Annotated in this window: 19 protein-coding genes; 17 read left to right on the top strand and 2 right to left on the bottom strand. The window is 61.8% G+C overall.

What is annotated here, in order from left to right; genetic code table 11:
• The first annotated feature begins 6 nt into the window (after positions 1 to 6).
• The 4 genes from pqqB to pqqE are packed head-to-tail and all read left to right on the top strand — an operon-like array spanning position 7 to position 3,111.
• On the top strand, positions 7 to 945 hold the full coding sequence (gene pqqB / locus EN885_RS07195) for a pyrroloquinoline quinone biosynthesis protein PqqB (protein WP_128241406.1): 939 nt from the start codon (positions 7 to 9) through the stop codon (positions 943 to 945).
• Positions 942 to 1,700, top strand: a complete 759-nt coding sequence (pqqC, locus tag EN885_RS07190) for a pyrroloquinoline-quinone synthase PqqC (protein WP_126105399.1) — start codon at positions 942 to 944, stop codon at positions 1,698 to 1,700. Before pqqB ends, pqqC begins: the two co-directional genes overlap by 4 nt.
• Entirely contained in the window at positions 1,697 to 1,993 is a 297-nt protein-coding gene (gene pqqD / locus EN885_RS07185; RefSeq protein WP_128241407.1) for a pyrroloquinoline quinone biosynthesis peptide chaperone PqqD, read from the top strand. Before pqqC ends, pqqD begins: the two co-directional genes overlap by 4 nt.
• On the top strand, positions 1,990 to 3,111 hold the full coding sequence (gene pqqE, locus EN885_RS07180; protein ID WP_128241408.1) for a pyrroloquinoline quinone biosynthesis protein PqqE: 1,122 nt from the start codon (positions 1,990 to 1,992) through the stop codon (positions 3,109 to 3,111). The genes pqqD and pqqE overlap by 4 nt, the downstream gene beginning before the upstream one ends.
• Positions 3,112 to 3,120: 9 nt before the next feature.
• Here the strand turns inward: pqqE and folP are convergent, their stop codons facing one another.
• On the bottom strand, positions 3,121 to 3,954 hold the full coding sequence (folP, locus tag EN885_RS07175) for a dihydropteroate synthase (protein WP_128241409.1): 834 nt from the start codon (positions 3,952 to 3,954) through the stop codon (positions 3,121 to 3,123).
• A 106-nt stretch (positions 3,955 to 4,060) separates the two neighbouring features.
• On the opposite strand from folP, the gene EN885_RS07170 reads away from it, so the two are divergent.
• The 13 genes from EN885_RS07170 (at position 4,061) to EN885_RS07110 (ending at position 20,756) form a co-directional block, all read left to right on the top strand.
• A complete protein-coding gene (locus tag EN885_RS07170) occupies positions 4,061 to 4,531 on the top strand; it encodes an SRPBCC family protein (RefSeq protein ID WP_095488990.1) in 471 nt (156 codons plus the stop codon).
• A gap of 23 nt (positions 4,532 to 4,554) precedes the next feature.
• Positions 4,555 to 4,971, top strand: coding sequence for a GFA family protein (locus EN885_RS07165; RefSeq protein WP_095488989.1), 417 nt, complete (start codon positions 4,555 to 4,557; stop codon positions 4,969 to 4,971).
• 1,409 nt (positions 4,972 to 6,380) lie between these two features.
• Positions 6,381 to 8,261, top strand: coding sequence for a hypothetical protein (locus EN885_RS34110; RefSeq protein ID WP_245493017.1), 1,881 nt, complete (start codon positions 6,381 to 6,383; stop codon positions 8,259 to 8,261).
• A gap of 23 nt (positions 8,262 to 8,284) precedes the next feature.
• Positions 8,285 to 9,439 carry a YcaO-like family protein gene (locus EN885_RS07155; RefSeq protein ID WP_128241411.1) on the top strand — a complete coding sequence of 385 codons (1,155 nt, stop codon included), beginning with the start codon at positions 8,285 to 8,287 and terminating at the stop codon, positions 9,437 to 9,439.
• Between the two features lie 5 nt (positions 9,440 to 9,444).
• The gene (locus tag EN885_RS07150; RefSeq protein ID WP_128241412.1) at positions 9,445 to 10,167 is read left to right on the top strand and encodes a TfuA-like protein; all 723 of its coding nucleotides are present in this window, start codon (positions 9,445 to 9,447) and stop codon (positions 10,165 to 10,167) included.
• A 79-nt stretch (positions 10,168 to 10,246) separates the two neighbouring features.
• On the top strand, positions 10,247 to 11,428 hold the full coding sequence (locus EN885_RS07145) for a hypothetical protein (RefSeq protein ID WP_128241413.1): 1,182 nt from the start codon (positions 10,247 to 10,249) through the stop codon (positions 11,426 to 11,428).
• 33 nt (positions 11,429 to 11,461) lie between these two features.
• Complete coding sequence (locus tag EN885_RS07140; protein WP_128241414.1) at positions 11,462 to 12,034, top strand: hypothetical protein; 573 nt, start codon at positions 11,462 to 11,464, stop codon at positions 12,032 to 12,034.
• Between the two features lie 323 nt (positions 12,035 to 12,357).
• Positions 12,358 to 13,569 (top strand): efflux RND transporter periplasmic adaptor subunit, encoded by a 1,212-nt coding sequence (locus EN885_RS07135; protein WP_245493016.1) that lies wholly within the window; start codon positions 12,358 to 12,360, stop codon positions 13,567 to 13,569.
• Complete coding sequence (locus EN885_RS07130; RefSeq protein WP_128241415.1) at positions 13,566 to 16,748, top strand: multidrug efflux RND transporter permease subunit; 3,183 nt, start codon at positions 13,566 to 13,568, stop codon at positions 16,746 to 16,748. Before EN885_RS07135 ends, EN885_RS07130 begins: the two co-directional genes overlap by 4 nt.
• A gap of 684 nt (positions 16,749 to 17,432) precedes the next feature.
• Entirely contained in the window at positions 17,433 to 18,392 is a 960-nt protein-coding gene (locus EN885_RS07125; protein ID WP_126105387.1) for a helix-turn-helix domain-containing protein, read from the top strand.
• A gap of 146 nt (positions 18,393 to 18,538) precedes the next feature.
• Positions 18,539 to 20,056, top strand: a complete 1,518-nt coding sequence (adh, locus tag EN885_RS07120) for an aldehyde dehydrogenase (protein ID WP_128241416.1) — start codon at positions 18,539 to 18,541, stop codon at positions 20,054 to 20,056.
• A gap of 67 nt (positions 20,057 to 20,123) precedes the next feature.
• Positions 20,124 to 20,462: a DUF779 domain-containing protein gene (locus tag EN885_RS07115; RefSeq protein ID WP_128241417.1), complete on the top strand. Its 339-nt coding sequence runs from the start codon at positions 20,124 to 20,126 to the stop codon at positions 20,460 to 20,462.
• 108 nt (positions 20,463 to 20,570) lie between these two features.
• Positions 20,571 to 20,756 carry a DUF1858 domain-containing protein gene (locus EN885_RS07110; RefSeq protein WP_128241418.1) on the top strand — a complete coding sequence of 62 codons (186 nt, stop codon included), beginning with the start codon at positions 20,571 to 20,573 and terminating at the stop codon, positions 20,754 to 20,756.
• Here EN885_RS07110 and EN885_RS07105 read toward each other — a convergent pair.
• A complete protein-coding gene (locus EN885_RS07105; RefSeq protein ID WP_128241419.1) occupies positions 20,753 to 21,457 on the bottom strand; it encodes a Crp/Fnr family transcriptional regulator in 705 nt (234 codons plus the stop codon). The genes EN885_RS07110 and EN885_RS07105 overlap by 4 nt on opposite strands.
• Positions 21,458 to 21,582 lie beyond the last annotated feature (125 nt).

Here is a 21,582-nt window from a genome sequence, read left to right as displayed (position 1 = left end):
ATTGCAATGCGCTTGAAGATCATCGGCTCGGCGGCAGGTGGCGGCTTTCCGCAGTGGAATTGCAACTATCGCCTGAGCCGCGCGGCTCGCAGCGGGGTGGCTGGCGTGCATTCGCGAACCCAATCAAGCATCGCCGCGTCAGCGGACGGGGCCGGCTGGGTTCTCTTCAACGCCTCGCCCGATATTCGCCAACAGATTGCGCAAACGCCCGAATTGCAGCCCGCGCTCGATGCGCCGCTGCGTTCGACGCCTATCCGTGCGGTGGTGCTGACCAATGCCGATGTCGATCATGTCGCCGGCCTGCTCAGCCTGCGTGAGCGGCAGCCCTTCGCTATCTATGCAACGACACAGGTTCTGGCGACGCTGGAGGCGAATTCGATTTTCAATGTTCTCGACCCGGCGCTCGTGCCGCGACGCACCTTGCCGCCGGCGGAAGAATTGGCGATCTGCGATGCAGACGGCCATGACACCGGCGTGGCCATCGAGAGCTTTCCCGTGCCCGGGAAGATAGCGCTCTATCTCGAGGAAAGAAGCCGGCCGGACGCCAATTTCAGCTCCGACGCCGGCGACACGATCGGCGTCCGTATCGCCGGCGCCGGCAGTCGCGGCTCCGTCTTCTATATACCGGGCTGCGCGCGCATCGATGCTACCCTGCGCGCGCGCCTAGCCAATGCCGCCTGCCTTCTGTTCGACGGCACGGTCTACATGGACGACGAGATGATTGCTGCCGGCGTCGGTCAAAAAACCGGTGCGCGCATGGGGCATCTGGCAATGTCGGGAGACGCGGGCTCGATCGCCGGCTTGGCCGATGTGAGGATCGGACGCCGTGTCTTCGTCCACATCAACAACACCAACCCTGTTCTGGACGAGAATTCCGCCGAACACGCAGCAGTCAAAGCGGCTGGCTGGGAAGTCGCGCGCGACGGGATGGAGATGGAATTTTGAGCGATTTCCACGACGCGGCCAGGAACGGCCTGTCCTCCAGCCAGCTCGAAGCCGTGCTGCGTCAGGTCGGTGCCGAGCGCTATCACAACCGCCACCCTTTCCATCACAGGATGACCAGCGGTGCGCTGTCGAGGACCGAGATGCAGGCTTGGGCGCTGAACCGCTATTGCTATCAGGCTGTCATCCCGCGCAAGGATGCCATGATCCTCGCACACGCCGAGGATCCGGCGTTTCGCGCCGCCTGGCGCAAACGCATCGAAGACCACGACGGCGAGGACGGCTGGAGCGGCGGCATTGCGCGCTGGCTGCATCTGGCCACCTCGCTCGGTCTCGATGCCGACGCGGTGAAGAGCGAAAGGCTGGCGTTGCCGGCGACACGTTTCGCGGTCGGCGCTTACCTCTCCTTTTGCACGAATCGGACGCTGTTCGAGGCGGTCGCCTCGTCGCTGACCGAGATGTTCTCGCCGCTCATCATCGGCGAGCGGGTTCCGGCGATGCTGGCCAAATACGACTACATCACCGAGGATACGCTGGCCTATTTCAGCCGACGGCCCGAACAGGCCTCGCGCGACGCCGACTTCGCCCTCGCTTACGTGCTCGGCCATGCCGACACGGCGGAACGCCAGCAGCAGGCGATCGATGCGCTGGTGTTCAAATGCGATATACTCTGGGCCATGCTCGACGCGCTTCAACACGCCTATGGCGAGCCGGGAAACATACCGCCCGGCGCCTTTCGTCCGGAGGCAGCCCTATGATGGCGCTGCGCGAAAGAGCCATTGTGTCACCGCAGTCGGTGCCATCGCTGCCGAAGCACGTGCGCATACAGTACGACCCGGTGCGGCAGGCGTTCGCCGCGCTTTCGCCTGAAAAAATATTTTGGCCGAACGACATCAGCCTCGACATATTGCGCCGTTGCGATGGACGGTCGACAGTCGGCCACATCATTGCCGACCTTGCCGCGGATTATGATGCCGAACAGGAGGCCGTGGCCGCCGACGTCGTCGCCTTCCTGCAGGAATGGTCGGACAAGCTGCTAGTGAAGCTATGAGCGAGCCCCTTCTTCCTCCGATCGGCATGCTGGCGGAACTGACGCATCGCTGCCCGCTGCAATGCCCTTATTGCTCCAATCCGCTCGAATTGCTGAAGGCCAATCGCGAACTCGATACACAGACCTGGCTCGACCTGTTCTCCCAGGCGGCCGATCTCGGCGTTCTCCAGGTGCATCTGTCCGGCGGTGAACCGACGCTGCGCCGCGACCTCGAGCAATTGATCGCCGGGCTTTCGGCGCGCGGCGTCTACACCAACCTGATCACCGCCGGCGTCGGCATTGCCGAAGGCCGCATCGAGGCGTTTGCCGAAGCCGGGCTCGACCATCTGCAACTGAGTTTTCAAGGCGCACGGCCGGCGACCACCGACCGCATCGGCAACCACAAAGGCGGCCACGAAAAGAAGCTGGAGACGGCACGCCGGGCTCGCGCGGCCGGCCTGCCGCTCACCATCAACGCGCCGATCCATCGCCACAACATCGAGGAGGTGCCGGAATTCATCGATCTGGCGCTTTCACTGGGCGCGGAGCGACTCGAGATCGCCAACGTGCAGTATGCCGGCTGGGCGCTGACCAATCGCGATCAACTGATGCCTGAGCGCGATGCAGTTGAACGGCAGGCGGAGATCGTCGCGGCGGCACGCGAACGGCTGACCGGCATCATGAACATCGATTTCGTCCCGCCGGATTATTTCGCCATCTATCCCAAGCCGTGCATGGGTGGCTGGGCGCGAGACGCCTTCATGGTGACGCCGGACGGCACCGTGCTGCCATGCCATGCCGCGCAGACCATCCCGTCGCTCAGCTTCGAGCGTTTTGGACCGCGCAGCCTGGCCGATATCTGGACCGATTCGCCAGCATTCAATGCCTTTCGCGGCACCGACTGGATGCAGCAGCCCTGCCGCAGCTGCGAACGGCGTGAAATCGACTGGGGCGGCTGCCGCTGCCAGGCGATGGCGATCGCCGGCGATGCCGCCGCGACGGACCCGGCTTGCGCGAAATCGCCAATCCATGGGCGCATGGCAATGCTGATCGACGAAGCCCAGCGTGCTGCGGCAGTTCCTTCGAAGGACGAACAATTCGTCTACCGGCGGATCGGCGTCGTGACCGAGCCCGCCTGACGCGCTCTTCTATTCCGCGGTCTCGCGCTCGCGCACCGCGTCGGCGAAAGCCAGCGCATCGCGGTTGACCGCGACATTGTGCACGCGAAAGATCGAAGCGCCCTTCAACCGCAGGATGACGCTTGTCGCCGCTGTGCCGACGTCGCGCCCCTCGTCAGTTTCGCCGACCAGGTGACGGGCAAGACGCTTGCGTGACGTGCCGACCAGCAATGGAAAACCGAGAGCGCGCAATTCGCCGAAGCGAGCCATGAGCTCAAGGTTTTCCTCTCCATCCTTGGCGAAGGCGAAGCCCGGGTCCAGCACGATCCGATCATCCGGGATGCCGGCATGGCGCGCGATCTCCAGCGATCTGTTCAGGAACAGGAACTGGTCGGCGATCACATCCGCCAGTTTTTCACGGCCGCGCCCGGTGTGCATGATGACGAGGCCGGCGCCGGTTTCCGCCGCGACATGCGCGATGTCGGGTTCGCGCTGCAGGCCATGCACGTCGTTGACGATATGTGCGCCCGCCGCGACCGCCAGACGCGCCGTCTCGGCCCGATAGGTGTCGACCGAAACCAGGCTGCCGCCGTCGGACGACAGCGCCTCGACGACCGGCAGGATGCGCGATTGTTCCTCGCGCGCCGAAACGGCCCCGGCGCCGGGCCGGGTGGACTCGCCGCCGACATCGATGATCGCCGCACCCTCGCCGATCATGCGCCGCGCCTGCTGGATCGCCCGCTCCGGCCGATCGAATTCTCCCCCGTCGGAAAAACTGTCGGGCGTGACGTTCAAAATCCCCATCAGCAACGATCTCGCGCCAAGATCGAGATGCCGTCCATGAGCAATGTGCCAGCGCATCATGCATCAACCTTCTGTCATATCAGAATCCATTCGCGACACGATTGTCACTCACACGATCGCGGTTTCCTCATCTACCTATGCTCGTGAAACAAAAAGGAGCCTAGCAATGACCAAGGAAGCGATCAGCTTTACTTACTATATCGTTTCGACGCCGGGAAAGGTGTTTGAGGCCATAACGAAACCAGACCTCGCACGGCGCTACTGGGGCCACGAGAACGTCTCTGACTGGAAGCCCGGTTCGAGCTGGGAGCATATCCGCGCCAATGATGAGCGGAGCGTCGAGCTCGTCGGCAAAGTCATCGAGGTCTCCGCGCCGACCCGTCTCGTCATCACCTGGGCAAACGCTTCGCAAGCGTCCGATCCGGCGAGCTACAGCCGGGTGACCTTCGAGGTCGAGGAATACGAGGCCATGGTCCGGCTGACCGTCACCCATGACGAGCTCGAAGCCGGCAGCGGGATGGCGAACGGCATCAAGCGCGGCTGGCCGATCGTCCTCTCCAGCCTGAAATCCTTCCTCGAAACGGGTCAAGCGATCGATGTCTTCGCGAAGCCGCGCGCGTCCGAACGGGCGGCCTGACCGCGAAACAGGGAGCCGAGCACATGAGCACTCTCTACACCGGCGGATGCGCGTGCGGCGCGGTTCGCTACGAGGCTAAGGCAACCCCCATCTTCGAGAACCACTGCCACTGCCGTGATTGCCAGAAAAGAAGCGGCACCGGTCATGGATCCTATCTGACGTTTTCGTCGCGAGCGGACGTGACGATCACCGGCACGACGACGGAGTGGCGTGTTGCGGCGGACAACGGGAATGTGAAAATCCATTCCTTCTGCCCGGTCTGCGGAACCCCTGTCTACCTGACATACACCGCCATGCCGGACCCGATCACGGTCCATGCAGCAAGCCTTGACGATCCGGGCCGGTTCAATCCGACCGTGGTGACTTACGGTATCCGGGCCCTCCCCTGGGACACGATGGAAACCGGGTTGAAGACGTTCGAGAAGATGCCATCAGGCTAACCGGCGGTCAGCGAGCGTGACGCACATCGTCCGAAGTATCGCTTATGATGAGGGTCGTCCGAGCGCTCTGGTGAATATTAGCGCATTTGATAGTATCGCTCCCACTCCGCCAGCCAAGGCACCGTAGCATGTCGGAAAAGGGTCGAGTAGAGCCTCCAATCGTGGCCCTTGCCAAGGGCGTTCTGAGCAAGGTCGACGGTAGTGTGTCCGACGTTCGCAGCGAGCGGCGCGTTATGACAGCTCTCTGTTATGATCTGGTCGGATCAACCGACCTGCTCGCAGTTCTGGATATCGAGGACTATGAAGAACTGATGTCGGCCTTTCGGCGTGCGGCAAGACAGGCAATCTCATCGTGCTCGGGCGTTGTCGTGAGCGAGGCCGGCGACGGCGGTGTCGCACTTTTTCCAGCAGAGATGGAGGCAAAGGACGCGGCTTCGCAAGCGATCCGGGCAGGACTCGAAATCATTGAAGCGTGCAAGCGGGTCGGGCTGGAGAAAGACCATACGGACCTACATGTTCGGGTCGGGATTGCTACATCCATGACCCTCGTTCACGGGGACGGCGGTGACCCGGCGCATGCCAGCGTCACGGGCCCTGCTTTGGCCATGGCGACGCGGCTCCAGGCTATGGCTCATCCGGATGCAATATTGGTGTCCGATGAGACCCGAAATCTGGCGCGGCGGTCCCACGTTTTCAGTTTTCGTGGCATTCACGTTATTAAGGGTTTCGCGGAGCCGCAGCGGACTTGGCGTGCCATCAGCCACAAGCGGGACGTTGACCGCTTCTTCGCCTTCGGGCGCTTGAACAATACGTTTATAGGCCGTGGGGACGAACTGGCCACCATCGCCGCATGTTGGCATGATGCCGTCGCCGGCAAGGGCGGCGTCATTTTAGTTCAGGGTGAGGCCGGCATCGGCAAGTCCCGCCTGCTTTATGAAGTCCGCAAGAGGACACGCTTTCAGCGGGCAAAATTGCTGCTTTTTCAATGTCAGCCCGGCGGCTCCCACTCGGCACTTTATCCTCTGCTGCAAAATGTTCGGAGTGACCTGGCTGGCAAAGAGGGTCGGCTCGAGACTTCAGACGTAGCGGAGGTCTTCGCAAATCAAGGCGTTCACGATGACGAAGTGGTCGACATCTTCTCGTTTCTACTTGGGGCTGAAGGATCGAATCCCGCTCTGAAGGAGGCTGATCTCAAGGTCATCCGGGAGAAAGCCGCCTGGGCAGTTCGCAGAAGCATAGAAGCCATATGCGAACGCGGACCACTCATCCTGGTGGTCGAAGACATACATTGGATCGACCTCACGTCGAGGCAATTGCTGGCGGAACTTGCACTCTTCATTCATCGGGTGCCCGTGCTTCTCATAATGACTGCGCGACCTGGATCTGAGACTTTTTCAGGGTTCCGGGACTTGCCGCATATTACTCTGAAGCCGCTCGATCGCGAGGAAACACGACAGGCAATCATGGCCATGCGGCCGGAAATCGGGTCAGCCGCGCATTCGGAACTCATTAGCATGGTGGAGGAGGTAACCGGGGGCGTGCCTCTTTTCATCGAGGAAATCTGCCAATGGATCGCCGAGAATGCAGCCTCCATAACGGATCGCCTTGCGCCAGCCGCCTCATCGAGCCGAATATCGGTGTTTGAAGGCATCCTTCAAGCCAGGCTGGAAGCCTTGGGCCCTGCAAGGGATGTGGCACGAGCGGCCGCCGTCGCCGGCAATCGTTTCAATCTGGAATTGCTCCAGAAGCTGTCGCCGGAATACAGTGACGAGACGATCGGGAATGCACTGGACACCCTCATCGAGGCGGGATTCCTGATCCGGGTCAGGCCTTCCGGCGAGCCCGACTATGGATTTCGTCATGCCCTGATCCGGGAGACAATCTACAATGCATTGCTGCGGAGGAAACGGCAGGCCCTCCATCAGTCGCTTTTCTCCGCTGTCGGCCGCGACCGAAATCTGGCCCCGTGGCTGGGTACGGCTGAACTGGCAGAACATGCTGAACGCGCTGGCCTTATCGAGGAAGCGATCGATCAGTTTGTGATCGCAGGCACGGAAAGCTCGTCCCGCTCGGCAATGGCGGAAGCAAGGCAGATACTCGAACATGCTTTGGGGCTCTGCGAGCGGGTTGCCGCGATCGACACGCGAGACGCGCTGCGGCTATCGGCAATGGTCGTGCTCGGTCCCATCCTGACCGCTGTCGAGGGGCCGAACTCGGCGCCCGCCCGCAAATTATACGAGGACGGCGTGGTGATCGCCCGGCGGCGGCCGGTAGCCGAACGGGCCAAGTGGTTCCCGATCTACTGGGGCTGGTGGTTCACCGATACCGTCATGGACGGCGAGCGCGCGGAAGTCGTGCTCAGCGATCTCAGGGATGTCGAGGATGCCGAAGTGCAACTCCAGGCCAGGCATTGCGTGTGGGCCATCGACTTCAATCTTGGCCGTCACGACCGCTGCATCGCGGCCGTCGACGTCGGGCTTTCCCTCTATGAGCACGGCCAGGGCAAAGCGAATGCCGCGTTGTTCGGCGGGCATGACGCGAGGGTCTGCGGGCTCGCTCACCGCGCCTTGTCCTTGTGGTTCGTCGGAAAGCCGGCAAGCGCGATCCATTCGATGTCGGAAGCCAGGAGCTGGGCGCAGCAAACCGGACATGCCGGCAGCATCGCGCATGCCTACCTCAACGAGGCGATGCTGCATTGCTATCGCCGCGATTTTTCGGCGCTGCGAAGCGTGATAGCGGATCTGCGCCATTTGACGGAGCGCCATCATATGCCCGCCCTCGTCGCCGCAGCGCAAATCTTCGAAGGCTGGTGCGACGGCAACGCCGGCCAGATCGAGAGCGGCAGGGAAAAAATGCGGCAAGGTCTTGGCCTCCATGGCGAGCTCCAGACACCTGAGGACGAACCGGTCTATTGCGGCATGCTGGCAGAGCTTTTGACACGAACTGCCGAGGTCGATGAGGCGCTCGCGCTGCTGGGCTCGGCTGCGGCGCAGGCCGAGGCCGGCGGCAGCCGCTTCTGGCTGGCAGAGCTCTACCGGCGAAGGGCGGAGCTGCTTCTTCTCCAGGGCGACGCGGAGGCGGACGTGATCGCTGCCCTCGAAAAGAGCATCGCCATAGCCGCGGAGCAAAGCGCGGTGCCTTTCCTCGTCAGTGCATACGAGACCCTTCGATCATCAGGCCTGTCACCTGAACTGTCGTCGCGCTATCGCGACCGGGTCGAACGTGCGAAATCCGCTCTCGAGCCGGGCGCCGCACTGATCGTCAATCCCGAACCGGCTGTTCGGCACTAGCCGGCCCTGCAAGGGCATCCGCGATGCTGGAGCGATATGAACGCCTGGGTCCGCCGCCCGACGAGGCGCTGGCGCGGTTGATGAAGATGCGCGAAGCCCTGGGCATCACGCGGATCGCAGACATTACCGGGCTCGACCAGCTCGGCATCCCCGTCGTGCAGGTGACAAGGCCTTTCTCGCTCTCCAACGCGGTCGCGCAAGGCAAGGGCGCCACCCTGGCGCAAGCCGCCATATCGGCCATGCTGGAATCGGCTGAGAGCTTCTTTGCAGAGCAGGTGGCGAATTTCGACACAGTCGTCGGCTGCGCCGATCAATTGGGCATCCCGCCCGATCGTTTCGAAAGCCATCTCCAGGACGGCACCGCGCCCGGATGGCGCGGCAGGGAGACGGCGTGGGTAGCCGCCGACAATCTTCTCACCGGCAGTCGCGACCTGGTTCCGTTCGAGCTCGTGCACACCGCATATGTGCTGCCGTCACTGCCCCACGACGGCATTTTCGCGGCATCGACGAGCGGTCTGGCCGCAGGCTTCGAGGAGCCGGATGCCATCGTTCATGGCATGCTCGAATGCATCGAACGCGACGCGATCGCCACGGCATACCGGACCCACGGTTTTTTCCACCGTCAACGCATCGATCCCGAGACGATCGATGATCCGTCGCTCCGCGATCTCCTGGAGACTTTGGCGGCCAAAAACGTGCTGGTCGGCCTTTGGCAAGCTCTGTCGCCGCTGGGCATACCGGTGGTGTGGTGCCATCTGCTGGAAGACGAACCGACGGAAACGGTCCTTCTGGATCATCCGGCTGATGGTTCGGCTGCCGGTTTCAGTCCCGCCGGCGCGGCGGCGCACGCCATCTACGAAGCGGCCCAGGCCCGTCTGGCGGCGATCTCGGGCGCGCGCGATGACCTTACGCGCGCGTTCTATCCGAAATACCCCGATCGGCAGATGATCGCAGCGCATCGCCGGCTCCTCCGCGACGGCCCGCGCAGCGTGGATTTCCGCGCGCTCGCCGAGCAGAAGTTCAACACGGCGTCGGACCGGCTGTCGGTCCTCCTGGCAATTCTCGAAGAGAGAGGGTTCGATGCAGTTCACCTGGTCCGGGTGATAACGAAACCGCTCGACGCCCTGTCGGTTGTCAGGATCGTCATCCCTGCCTTGCAGCCGCTCTTGCAGGGATAGAGACCATGCGCCCGAAACTAGTCTTCACCGGCCCTACCCTGTCCCATGCCGACGCGTTGAAGGTCGTCGATGCGGTCTGCCTTCCCCCGGCCGTGCAAGGCTCGATCGTTTCGGCCGTGCAGCGTTTCGACCCGAGTGCGATCCTCATCATCGACGGCGGTTTTCAGGCCGAGCCCGCGGTTCGGCACAAGGAAATCCTGTGGGCCCTCAGCCGCGGCATTCATGTCGTCGGCGCGGCCAGCATGGGTGCCCTTCGAGCAGCCGAGCTGTTCCCCCATATGCAAGGCGTCGGGCTTATCTACCGATGGTATCGCCGCTTCGCCTTTGCACCCGACGACGCAGTAGCGGTATTGCATGGACCGGCCGAGGTGAATTTCGCTCAATTGACGCATTCGCTGATTGACCTGCGCCGGACCCTTCGCGCTGCTTGCCGGCGCGGCGTGATTTCACCCGAACAGCAGGCGAGGCTCGAGGGTGCGGCACAGGCCGTCAACTTTCGCGAGCGCACCCTGGCACGGATGGTCCGGGATGCGCACGACGGCAAGGACGACGTCGAGAATTTGTGCAGGGAGCTCGGCGCGGCTTTCGTCCAGCAAAAAAAGCAAGATGCCCTGCGGGCACTCGAACTTTTGCGGGAGCAAGCATTTGAAAAAGCACACCCCATGCCGGAATTGCAGCTAACCTCGGCCTTCTCCAAGGATATGGATGATGCGGGGCTGGCGCTGTAGGCCCTGACCTCTTGGCAGCTCACGATTTACGCAACGTAAGCGCCGTGATAGCGTGGTAGCGTGAGAGGGAGCCAAGCAATTGGACGCGGTCGATCGTGTCGTTGCGCAAGATGCGTTGCTGGGAACGCGGTTCCTGGTATACCCGCAGGTCCCTCACCTTTCGGGTTACGCAACACCCGAAACAGTATGGATTTCTACTCCACCCGATCTGATCCGCTCCGGCCCAGAAGATCACCGCATCTACGTTCGCGATCCGCTCCTCGACAAGGAGCCTTACGACTACCCTTATCTGCCACCGTTTATCGGCGAAACCTTTCCGCCGGCAGAGGCTGGCTTTGACGGCCATTTCGATCAGCTTTCCCTGACCTCGCGGCAGTTCCTTTCTGCACACGCTTTCGCCTCTGTCAGCCGCGTGCTGGACATCTGGGAAAGCTACCTCGGCAAGCCGATTGTCTGGTACTTCGCCGAGACGTACGAGCGGCTCGAAATCATCCCCTTCGTCGACTGGGAGAATGCGCAATCGGGCTATGGCTATCTGGAACTCGGCCGCGAGCGCGGCATCGACGGAGGCAACTATCCCTATGCACTCAACTTCGATGTGATCGCACATGAGGTCGGCCACGCCATCTTGTTTTCGCTGTTCGGGACACCAGCCGGCGGCCTGACCCAAGGCGATTTCGGACCGTTCCACGAGGCCAGCTCGGATCTAGTCTCGCTCTTGTCCTTCCTGAATTTCGACAGCGGCATGGACCGGCTGCTGCGGCACTGCGATGGCAACCTGCTTGTTCTCAATGAATTGAACCGGATTGCCGAGCTGACTGGCGATCGGCAGATCCGCCTCGCCAGCAACGCACGCCGCATGTCGGAGCTGACGGCGGAAATCCATGACAGGTCACGGCCGTTCACGGGGGCTGTGTTCGACACGATCGTCGACGTCTACCACGCGGCACTGGTGCACGAGGGGTTGGCCGACGAGCGGCTGCTGGGGATCGATATCAAGGATGTCGACCAGTCCGACATGCAGCGCATCTCGGATTTCACGTCCCGCGCCTTTCGCGCTCGGCCCTTCATGTTCAAGAGCATGCTGATCAGAGCAAGGGACGAGGTGGCTCTCGCCCTTGCGCAGGCGTGGCCACGCCTCGATGCGGATGACCTGACCTTCGAGAATGCCGCTGCCACGCTGGTCGATGTCAGCGACCGGGTGGCGCCCGCGCTTGCGGAAAAGTTTGAAGAAAACTTCAGATGGCGAGAGATTCTATGAACTGATCGATTGCAACAAAAAGGAGCGAGGAAAATGAGCGACGACTATCACCGACCGACACTGACGTTTCCCAAGGGTGCCTACAACGCAACACAGGTACGCCTTTATGGTATAACGCCGCAAAGCGAACAATTAAAATTTGCAGATGCAAATAATATTGAAAGTGCAGACAAAAAGATTAGGATAAAGACTGCTGCATCAAAATCAGATTTAGTTGTCATCGACACAAAATCGAAGATCGGGATAGTATTTATCTACGCGGCGACGTGGGACGACGATAATCCAATATCGTGTGGGATTATTGTTGGGTATTCTTATGAAGGACATTGCTACGATCTCCCAAAGCCGAAACTTATGCTTATACCTGCCAACCCTCGAAGCGTCCCTACGGGCGACTGCGGTTATGATCTGAAGGTGGATCCCGACACTAATGAAAAATATAAGCTGTGGATTGTCGACAAGCTTGACCAATGCGTGGAATTCGAAGTGAACCAGGGCTTTGTCGAACAGATCGTCCTCGAGGCGAACCTTCCAGGCAAGCGTTCACCGACGATGTACGCATCCAAGATGACAATGGGACACCGTGGCGGAAAGCTGAACGACTAGAGCATTCTGTGATGTGACGGAATCGTGAGGGATTCCCAAAAACCCGCCTATTCGCACGTCGTTGCCGCCGATCACCGCACGCACTGCAGGGAGGTCTTTCGAAGCCAGAATTCTTGAGTTAGGTCTGCGTCCACTGCTTTCGACGAGAAGGAGAAATTGACGGACAAACCGAACCCGCTTCCTTGTCAGGTTGATGATGTTCGATGTTTGTTCTATAGCAAGTTGTCGGTTGTGGTGGTCAGTTCAAAAAATTGATTTGAGCGGCACACCCGCCACCTAGATGTTACGGACTTCGCATGAAGGGCCGATTATGAGGGGTAACCATGGTTCACACTGCACGCCTCCGCCACGATTCTCTGGCCGCCCCCTCCAGCAGAAACGTCCCTGCAAAATGGCTCGCCGCCGTGGCCTTCGCGGCGATCGGCTTGCTCGCGGCCCCGGCCGCACAGGCGCAGGAAGCGCCTCCCGCGCCCGTCGTCACGGTAGCCAAGCCGGTGGTGCGCGATATCGTCGAGGACGATGAGTTCGTCGGCCGTTTCGAAGCCGTCGACCAGGTTTCGCTGCGCTCCCGCGTCGGCGGCTATCTCGACCAGGTCCATTTCCAGGACGGTACGCTGGTCAAGCAGGGCGACCTCCTGTTCACCATCGACCAGCGGCCGTTCAAGGCGGCGCTGAACCAGGCGCAGGCGCAGGTCGACTCGGCCAAGACCTTGGTCGAATTCAGCAAGATGCAGTTCGAGCGCGCCGAGACCCTGTCGCGCGAAGGCAACATACCGGTTTCGACACTGGACGATCGCCGCCGCGAATATCTCGCCGCCCAAGCGCAACTGGACGGCGCGGAGGCGGCACTTGAAAACGCAAGTCTCGATCTCGAATTCACCGAGATCAAGGCGCCGTTTTCCGGCCGGGTCAACCGCCGGCTCGTCTCGCCGGGCAATCTGGTGCAGGCCGACCAGACCGTGCTGACCACCATCGTCTCGATCGACCCGATCGACTTCTATTTCGACATCGATGAGCGGTCCTACTTCGCTTATGCGCGCGACGCCCGCGAGCGCGGCGGCGTCATGCAGGAGGGCGCCGGCGGCGTCGATGTTGTCGTCCGTGTCGCCGACCGTGATGAAGCGACGTTCAAGGGCAAGCTCGACTTCGCCGAGAACCGTCTGGACGAAGCTACCGGCACGATGCGGGTCAGGGCGCGCTTCGACAACAAGGACGGCGTGCTGCAGCCGGGCATGTTCGGCCGCATCAACGTGCCCGCCTCGCTGCCTCATCCGGGCGTGCTTCTGCCTGATGAGGCGATCGGCGCCGACCAGAACCGCCGCATCGTCTTCGTTGTCGACGAGGCAGGCCTGATCTCGGCCAAGCCGGTGCGCACCGGCCCGCGCATTGACGGCTATCGCGTTATCCGCGAGGGCCTCACCGGCGAAGAGACCGTGGTAACCAACGGGCTGGTGCGAGTGCGACCGGGCGTCACCGTCAAGCCCGAGATGACCACGTTGCCGCCCAAGGTTGAAGCCGAAGGGCAGACGCAATGAACTTCGCCCATTTCTTCGTCAACCGCCCGATCTTCGCAGTGGTGCTGTCGATCGTGCTCGTGCTCGTCGGCGGCATCGCCTATACGCAGCTTCCGGTCGCGCAATATCCCGAAATCGCGCCACCGACCATCGTGGTGCGCGCCTCCTATCCGGGCGCCGACGCCGAGACGGTCGCCGCGACCGTGGCGACGCCGATCGAACAGGAAATCAACGGCGTCGAGCACATGCTCTACATGTCGTCCTATTCCTCCGGCGAAGGCTCGATGTCGCTCACCATCACCTTCCGCCCCGGCACCGATCTCGACGCGGCGCAGGTGCTGGTCCAGAACCGCGTCTCGATCGCCGAAGCGCGCCTGCCGGAAGAGGTGCGCCGGCTCGGCATCACCACGGCGAAAAGTTCGCCCGACCTGATGATGGTCATTCATATGCTGTCGCCCGACGACACATATGATCAGCTCTACGTCTCGAATTATGCGCGTTCGCGCGTGCGCGACGTCCTGCTGAGACTGGACGGCGTCGGCGACGTGCAGATCTTCGGCGAGCGCGAATATTCGCTGCGCGTCTGGCTCGACCCGGAAAAGCTGTCCGCCTACGGCATGACCGCAGGCGACGTAGTCCAGGCGCTGCGCGACCAGAATGTCCAGGTGTCGGGCGGCTCGATCGGCGCGCCGCCGATTGGCGACGGCTCGGCCTTCCAGTATACGGTCACCACGCAAGGGCGCTTCGAAGACGCGCGCGACTTCCGCTACGTCATAGTCAAGTCGACCGAGGACGGCCGCTTGATCTCCCTGCAGGATGTGGCGCGCATAGAGCTCGGCGCCAGGGACTACGTCACCAATTCCTATCTCAACAACAAGGCGGCGGTGGCGCTCGGCATCTTCCAGCGGCCGGGCACCAATGCCTTGGCCTCGGCGGAAGAAATCCAGCAGACCATCGCGGCGCTTTCGGAGGATTTCCCGAAGGGGCTGGCCTACGAGATCATCTACAATCCGACCGAGTTCATCGCTGAATCTATCAACGAGGTCTATGTCACCATCGCCGAGGCGATCCTGCTGGTGGTGATCGTCATCATCGTGTTCCTGCAGTCGTGGCGCATGGCGATCGTGCCGATCGTGGCGATACCGGTCTCGCTGATCGGCACGCTTGCCGTGCTGCTCGCCTTCGGCTTCTCGCTCAACATGCTCACTCTGTTCGGGCTGGTGCTGGCGGTCGGCATCGTTGTCGACGACGCCATCGTGGTTGTGGAAAATATCGAGCGGAACATCCGGCTGGGGCTCGCCCCGCGCGCCGCTGCGCACAAGACCATGGATGAAGTGGGAAACGCGGTCCTCGCGATCTCGCTGGTGCTGATCTCCGTCTTCGTTCCGGCGGCTTTCATTCCCGGGATTTCCGGCCAGTTCTACCTGCAGTTCGCCATCACCATCGCGGTCTCCACCGCGATCTCCGCATTCAACTCGCTGACGCTTTCGCCGGCTCTCGCTGGCGTCCTTTTCAAGCCGCACACCGAGGAACATTCGAACTTCTTCCTGGCAAGGTTCGGCCGCGCTCTGGCGAACGGGTTCAACAACGGGTTCGACAGGATGGCGGACGGCTATGCGTGGCTGGTGCACAGACTGGTCGGCACGACTCTGGCGCTTGCCGCCATGCTGCTCGTCTTCGCAGGACTGCTCTACGCGACCTATCACATGCTGCAGACGGTGCCGCGCGGCTTCATCCCGAACATGGACCAGGGTTATGCGATCGTCGTCGTGCAATTGCCGGAGGGCTCTTCGCTCGCCCGAACGGACGCAATCATCCAGAAGGCGTCGGATATCATCCGCGAGACGCCGGGTGTCGCCAATGCCGTCGCCTTCGCAGGATTCAACGGCGCGACATTCACCAACGCCAGCAATTCCGGCGTGATCTTCGCGCCATTCAAGAGCTTCGAGGAACGGCTCGAGAGCGGCGATACTTCCGACAAGATCATCGGCACGCTGTTTGGCAGCCTGCAAAGCATCCAGGAGGCCTTCATCATCGCGCTGCCGCCGCCGCCAGTGCGGGGCATCGGCAACTCCGGCGGCTTCAAGATGATGCTCCAGGAGCGCAACAGCGCCGACATGCGGCCGATTCTGGCGCTGGCCAACGAAATCGCCGGCAAGGCCAACCAGACGCCCGGGTTGATGGGCGTCTTCACCACCTTCTCGGCCTCCAGCCCGCAATTCTTCCTGGCGATCGACCGCGACAAGGCGCGCATGCTGAACGTGCCGATCCCCAACATCTTCGAGACGCTGTCGATCAATCTAGGCACGGCCTACGTCAACGATTTCAATGCTTTCGGTCGCGTCTACCAGGTGCGGGCGCAAGCCGACCAGGCTTTCCGCATCGATCGCGACGACATATTGAAGCTGAAGGTGCGCTCGGCGGCCGGCGACCTGGTGCCGCTCGGCACACTGGTCGAGATCCGCGACGTCACCGGTCCCTCGCTCGTGCAACGCTACAACATGTATGTCTCCGTGCCGCTTCAGGGCAATGCAGCGCCGGGTGTCGCCACGGGCACGGCGCTCGACCTGATGGAGGGGATCGCAGCCGAATCGCTGCCGCAGGGCACTTCCTTCGAATGGACTGAACTCGCCTTCCAGGAGCGGCAGACCGGCAACACGGCGGTGTTCATCTTCGGCCTGTCGGTTCTGTTCGTCTTTCTGGTGCTCGCCGCGCTATACGAAAGCTGGATTACGCCATTCGCCATCGTGCTTATAGTCCCGCTCAGCGTGCTGGCCGCCCTCTTGGGCGTCGCCTTCCGCGGTCTCGACAACAACATCCTCGTGCAGATCGGGCTGATCGTGCTCATCGGCCTGGCGGCGAAGAACGCGATCCTGATCGTCGAGTTCGCGCGCCAAGGTGAGGAGCGCGGCCTTGACGCCGTCGAGGCGGCTGTCGAGGCCTGCCGGCTGCGGCTGCGGCCGATCCTGATGACGGCATTCGCCTTCATCCTGGGCGTGGTGCCGCTAGTGATCGCCAGCGGGCCTGGCGCGGAAATGCGCCAATCGCTCGGCACGGCCGTGTTCTCCGGCATGCTGGGCGTGACGTTGTTCGGCCTCTTTCTGACGCCGGTCTTCTACGTTGCTCTGCGCAGGACATTCCGGCGCAGGCGGCCTGAAGCCGGCCCGACCCTGGCTTCCGAGAGCGGCGCAGCCGAGTAGACGCCGAGCCGATGAGGCGCCGGGTTCAGGCTGAAGCCGGACCGGCGGGTTCCTGGATCTCGCGGAGGGATGGATCGGCGATCCATCCCTCGAGCGGATCGAGATGTTCCGGCGTGCCGTATCGCTCGCTTCGCATCGTCCACGCCCAAGCCGTCTGGATCGCGCAGAAAAGCGCATCGAGCCGATCGCCGCTGGGGTCGTCGGCCGACCGACGAACAGGAGCAAAAATAGAGGATAGAAACAGGCACAAGATCGCTTCTCCTGCCCTTGGATCGTGGTCAAGTGTTGCCAACTACCCGGCGCTAACCCGCGGAAATGTCGCTGCTATTCTGAGACGGGTGAAAAACCCGGAAATCGAGCAGACTGAATGGTGGGCCCGGAGGATGTATTAAAGCCGTTGATTTCATTGACTTTTTCGTGGGCCAAAATCAAAAAGCTTCCCGTATTGTTCCGCACGGTCCCGCGGCTGATCATAGTCGTTCCTCTTTGCTCTCGATCAATGAATGCCCAATTCGTGCTGGTAGGCTTTGGGGGCACCGGCGAGGAACGACTATCGATTGGCCAAAATCACTAACTGCCAGGAGAACATAGAGGATTTACCCCATCTGGTTCTTCTGTCGAATTGACAATGCGGTGATTGAAATCGGAACCTGGTGCGACAAGAAGCGGGGATGGGAGGATAGCATGGGCGAGGATCTGTCCGGTCATCATGCCGATCGCATTCAGGCCGCGATCGCTTCGGACGCGGCGGCGAAGTCCGCGCTGGTTGCCTCCTGGCGGCGGTCTTCCAGTTTGCACCGGCTCGATCCAGCCGATCGCAGTCCTCCCCGCTACCTAACGGATGCGGAATTGGGGGAGGCCCGACAACGCATCGAGCCGCTCATTCGGGCTGCCCAATCGAGCCTCGACAGACTCTATTTTGCGGTGGGCGGGGTCGGGTGCTGTGTCCTGCTCGCCGATCGCAACGGGGTGCCAGTAGAACGGCGCGGCGCGCCTGTGGATGACGAGACGTTTCATTCCTGGGGGTTGTGGACCGGCTCCGTCTGGAACGAGGAGAGCCAGGGCACCAACGGGATCGGCACCTGTCTGGTCGAACAGCGTGCGCTGACGATCCACCGCGACCAGCATTTTCAAACGCGCAACACGGGGCTGAGCTGCACCACTGCTCCAATCTACGATCATGAAGGGAATCTTGTGGCCGCGCTTGACGTCTCTTCCTGCCGGGCCGATCTGACCGAGGCCTTTGCCAGTCTTATTTCGGTGGCAGTGGTCGACGCGGTGCGTCGGATCGAGGCCGAGAACTTCAGGATGGCGTTTCCCAAGGCGCGAATTCTTTTGGCGCCGGTGACCGACAAGGCGCTGATCGCCGTTGATGCGGACGACCTTGTGGTCGGCGCGACCCGGTCGGCTCGCCTGGCGCTTGGAATTACCCAACATTGTCTCGACAAGCCGATGCCCGCAACCGATCTGCTCGGTTGGGCTGAGAGCGGCCACGAAGTTCTCGCCGAAGCGGAGCGCGGTGTTCTCCAGCGTGCGCTCGCGCGCGCAGACGGAAATGTGTCGGCTGCGGCTCAGGCGCTTGGCATCAGCCGCGCGACGCTTCATCGCAAGCTCAACCGCCTGGATGTCCACCGGTCTCACTGACCTTTCGAATCCCAGCCTGACTGTCGCAATTCTGCGACACATCCCGCCCGGCCACTGTCCTCGGCACGGTGACAATAGCGGCGGAAATCGCAAGTCTCTCTTCCGAAGCGTCGCATCCCGCGACGTCAGCTTTGGGAGGAAGACACATGAACAAGGTTGAATTCTCACGCTCGGTCAAGGCGCCCTTCGACAAGCGTTACGGCAACTTCATCGGTGGCAAATGGGCCGAGCCGCGCTCCGGCCGCTACTTCGAAAACTACTCGCCGGTGAACGGTCAGTTGCTGTGCGAAGTGGCGCGTTCGGATGCGCAGGACATCGAGGCGGCGCTTGACGCGGCCCATGCCGCCAAGGACGCCTGGGCACGCACCAGCGTGGCCGACCGGTCGCTCATGCTCAACCGCATCGCCGACCGCATGGAGGAAAACCTCGATCTCCTCGCTCGCGCCGAAACCTGGGATAACGGCAAGCCGATCCGCGAGACGACCGCGGCTGACCTGCCTTTGGCCATCGACCATTTCCGCTATTTCGCTGGCGCCTTGCGTGGCCAGGAAGGCAGCCTTTCCCAGATCGACGACGATACCGTCGCCTATCATTTCCATGAGCCGCTCGGCGTGGTCGGCCAGATCATCCCCTGGAACTTTCCGCTGCTGATGGCATGCTGGAAACTTGCTCCCGCGCTCGCTGCCGGAAACTGCGTGGTTCTGAAGCCTGCCGAGCAGACGCCGGCCGCCATCTTGCTCTGGGCCGATCTTGTCGGCGATCTGCTGCCGCCGGGCGTGCTCAACATCGTCAACGGCTTCGGCCTCGAGGCCGGCAAGCCCCTCGCATCGTCACCGCGCATTGCTAAGATCGCCTTTACCGGCGAGACCACGACCGGCCGGCTGATCATGCAATATGCCAGCCAGAACCTGATCCCCGTCACGCTTGAACTGGGCGGCAAGTCGCCCAACATCTTCTTTAGGGATGTCGTCGCCGAGGACGACGATTTCTTCGACAAGGCGATCGAAGGCTTCGTCATGTTCGCGCTGAACCAGGGCGAAGTCTGCACTTGCCCAAGCCGCGCGCTCATTCACGAATCGATCTACGACACTTTCATGGAACGTGCGCTGAAGCGCGTCGAGGCGATCGTGCAGGGCGATCCGCTCGATCCGGCGACGATGATCGGTGCCCAGGCCTCGTCCGAACAGCTGGAAAAGATCCTGTCCTACATCGACATCGGCCGGCAGGAAGGAGCCGAGATTTTGACCGGCGGCGCCCGCAATGTGCTGCCCGGCGATTTGGCGGGCGGCTACTACGTCAAGCCGACGGTGTTCAAGGGCCACAACAAGATGCGAATCTTCCAGGAGGAGATTTTCGGGCCGGTGGTTTCGGTCACGACTTTCAAGGACGACGACGAAGCGCTGGTGATAGCCAACGATACGCTCTACGGCCTCGGCGCCGGCGTCTGGACGCGCGACAGCAACCGTGCCTATCGCTTCGGCCGCGCGATCCAGGCTGGTCGCGTCTGGACGAATTGTTACCACGCCTATCCCGCACATGCAGCTTTCGGCGGCTACAAGCAGTCCGGCATCGGCCGCGAGACCCACAAGATGATGCTCGACCACTATCAGCAGACCAAGAACATGCTGGTCAGCTATAGCCCGAAGAAGCTCGGCTTCTTCTGATCGCCTCTTTGGCTCACAGGCGCGGCTCCGCTGGGGGCCGCGCCACAAGCTGGAAATCGAAGAAGCCATGCATGCGAAGGTCACGGCAACGCCGGCAGCGCTTGAACTGATTGCGGAGATCGTTGCCGAGCACGGTCCGGTGCTGTTCCATCAATCCGGCGGCTGCTGCGACGGTTCTTCGCCGATGTGCTATCCGCGTGCCGGCTTCATCGTCAGCGACCAAGATGTGCTGCTCGGTCACATCGGCGACGCGCCGTTCTACATCGGGGCCTCGCAATTCGAGGCATGGAAACACACCGACCTCATTATCGATGTGGTGCCCGGCCGCGGCGGCATGTTCTCGCTGGATAACGGACGCGAGAAGCGGTTCCTGACGCGGTCGACGATCTGCGCCTTTCAGCCGTGATGTGCATGAGGCTGCTTCTTCTTTGTCTTGGCGCAACGAGCACCCCGTAAAGCGAATGCAACATGTCCGCTTCCAGACGCGGGCAAGCGGCATGAAACGCAAATTCAGATGGACGAAATCATGCACGGGTCGCCGGCTGCCATCCGGGTCGTGCTCCGGCGCGGCATGCTTTGCGTCGGCTGTCCGATTGCTTCGTTCCACACCGTTTCCGATGCCGCACGGGTGCACGATCTGGACGAAGAAGAACTCAGCTACGATTTGCGGACCGCAATCGAAAGGTCCGACTCCGATTAGCTTTTCTCCACGCGGCCTTCGGCGATCAGAAGGAGCTGGTGAGGTTCGACCACGGTCACCTTCTGGCGCCCGCTTTTGACCAGCCCCTGGTCTTCCCATGCCGAGAGCAGCCGGCTCACCGTATGGAGCGTCGTTCCCGTCATCTCGGCAATGTCCTGACGTGAGATCGGGAAGTCGATCAGGATGCCTTCCTCGGTCTTTTTGCCCGTCTGCTTGACCAGTTTGAGCAGCGCATGGGCGACGCGCTGATCTACCTGCTCGGTGGACATCTCGATAACGCGCATATGGGCATCCTGCAGCCTGCTACCGACTGTCTTGTAGGTGTTGGTAGTAAAGCTCGGGAAATCGGCTGCGAATGTTGGCCACAGCTGGCTTGGCCAGGCGAGAGCCACGCAATCGACGGCGGCTATCGCGTTTGCCGGATAGGTGGTGCGGCCAAGCGCATGGGCAATGCCCATCAACTCGCCCGGGCTTATGTACCGCACCGTCACCTCGTGCCCGTCAGGCGTCGATTTCACGACGCGCACATGTCCGTCGAGCAGCAGGAAAAACGAATGTGCTTCCTGCTCCTGCTGGAACACCGGGTGGTCCTTGGCAATCCTCTGTGACCGGGCCTGGCCGACAATACGGTCGAGATCCGTGGCGGCTATGCCTTCAAAGACAGACAACCCGGCAATCAGCGAGCGATCGAGGCTACCCAACTCCGTTCCTCCCGAACTTGACCACGGCAACGCATCCAGGTCGCCTGGTCGGAGAATGTCTCATGGGCGACCGATGGGCGGCAAGAGGCGCGCGCCTTTCCTGAAATTCCCGATCTTGTTTGCGC

It is taken from the genome of Mesorhizobium sp. M6A.T.Cr.TU.014.01.1.1 (genome assembly GCF_004022765.1).
Classification (GTDB): Bacteria; Pseudomonadota; Alphaproteobacteria; order Rhizobiales; family Rhizobiaceae; genus Mesorhizobium; species Mesorhizobium mediterraneum.
Note: the sequence above shows the minus strand (reverse complement) of the source record. Positions and strands in the feature narration are given on the sequence as shown.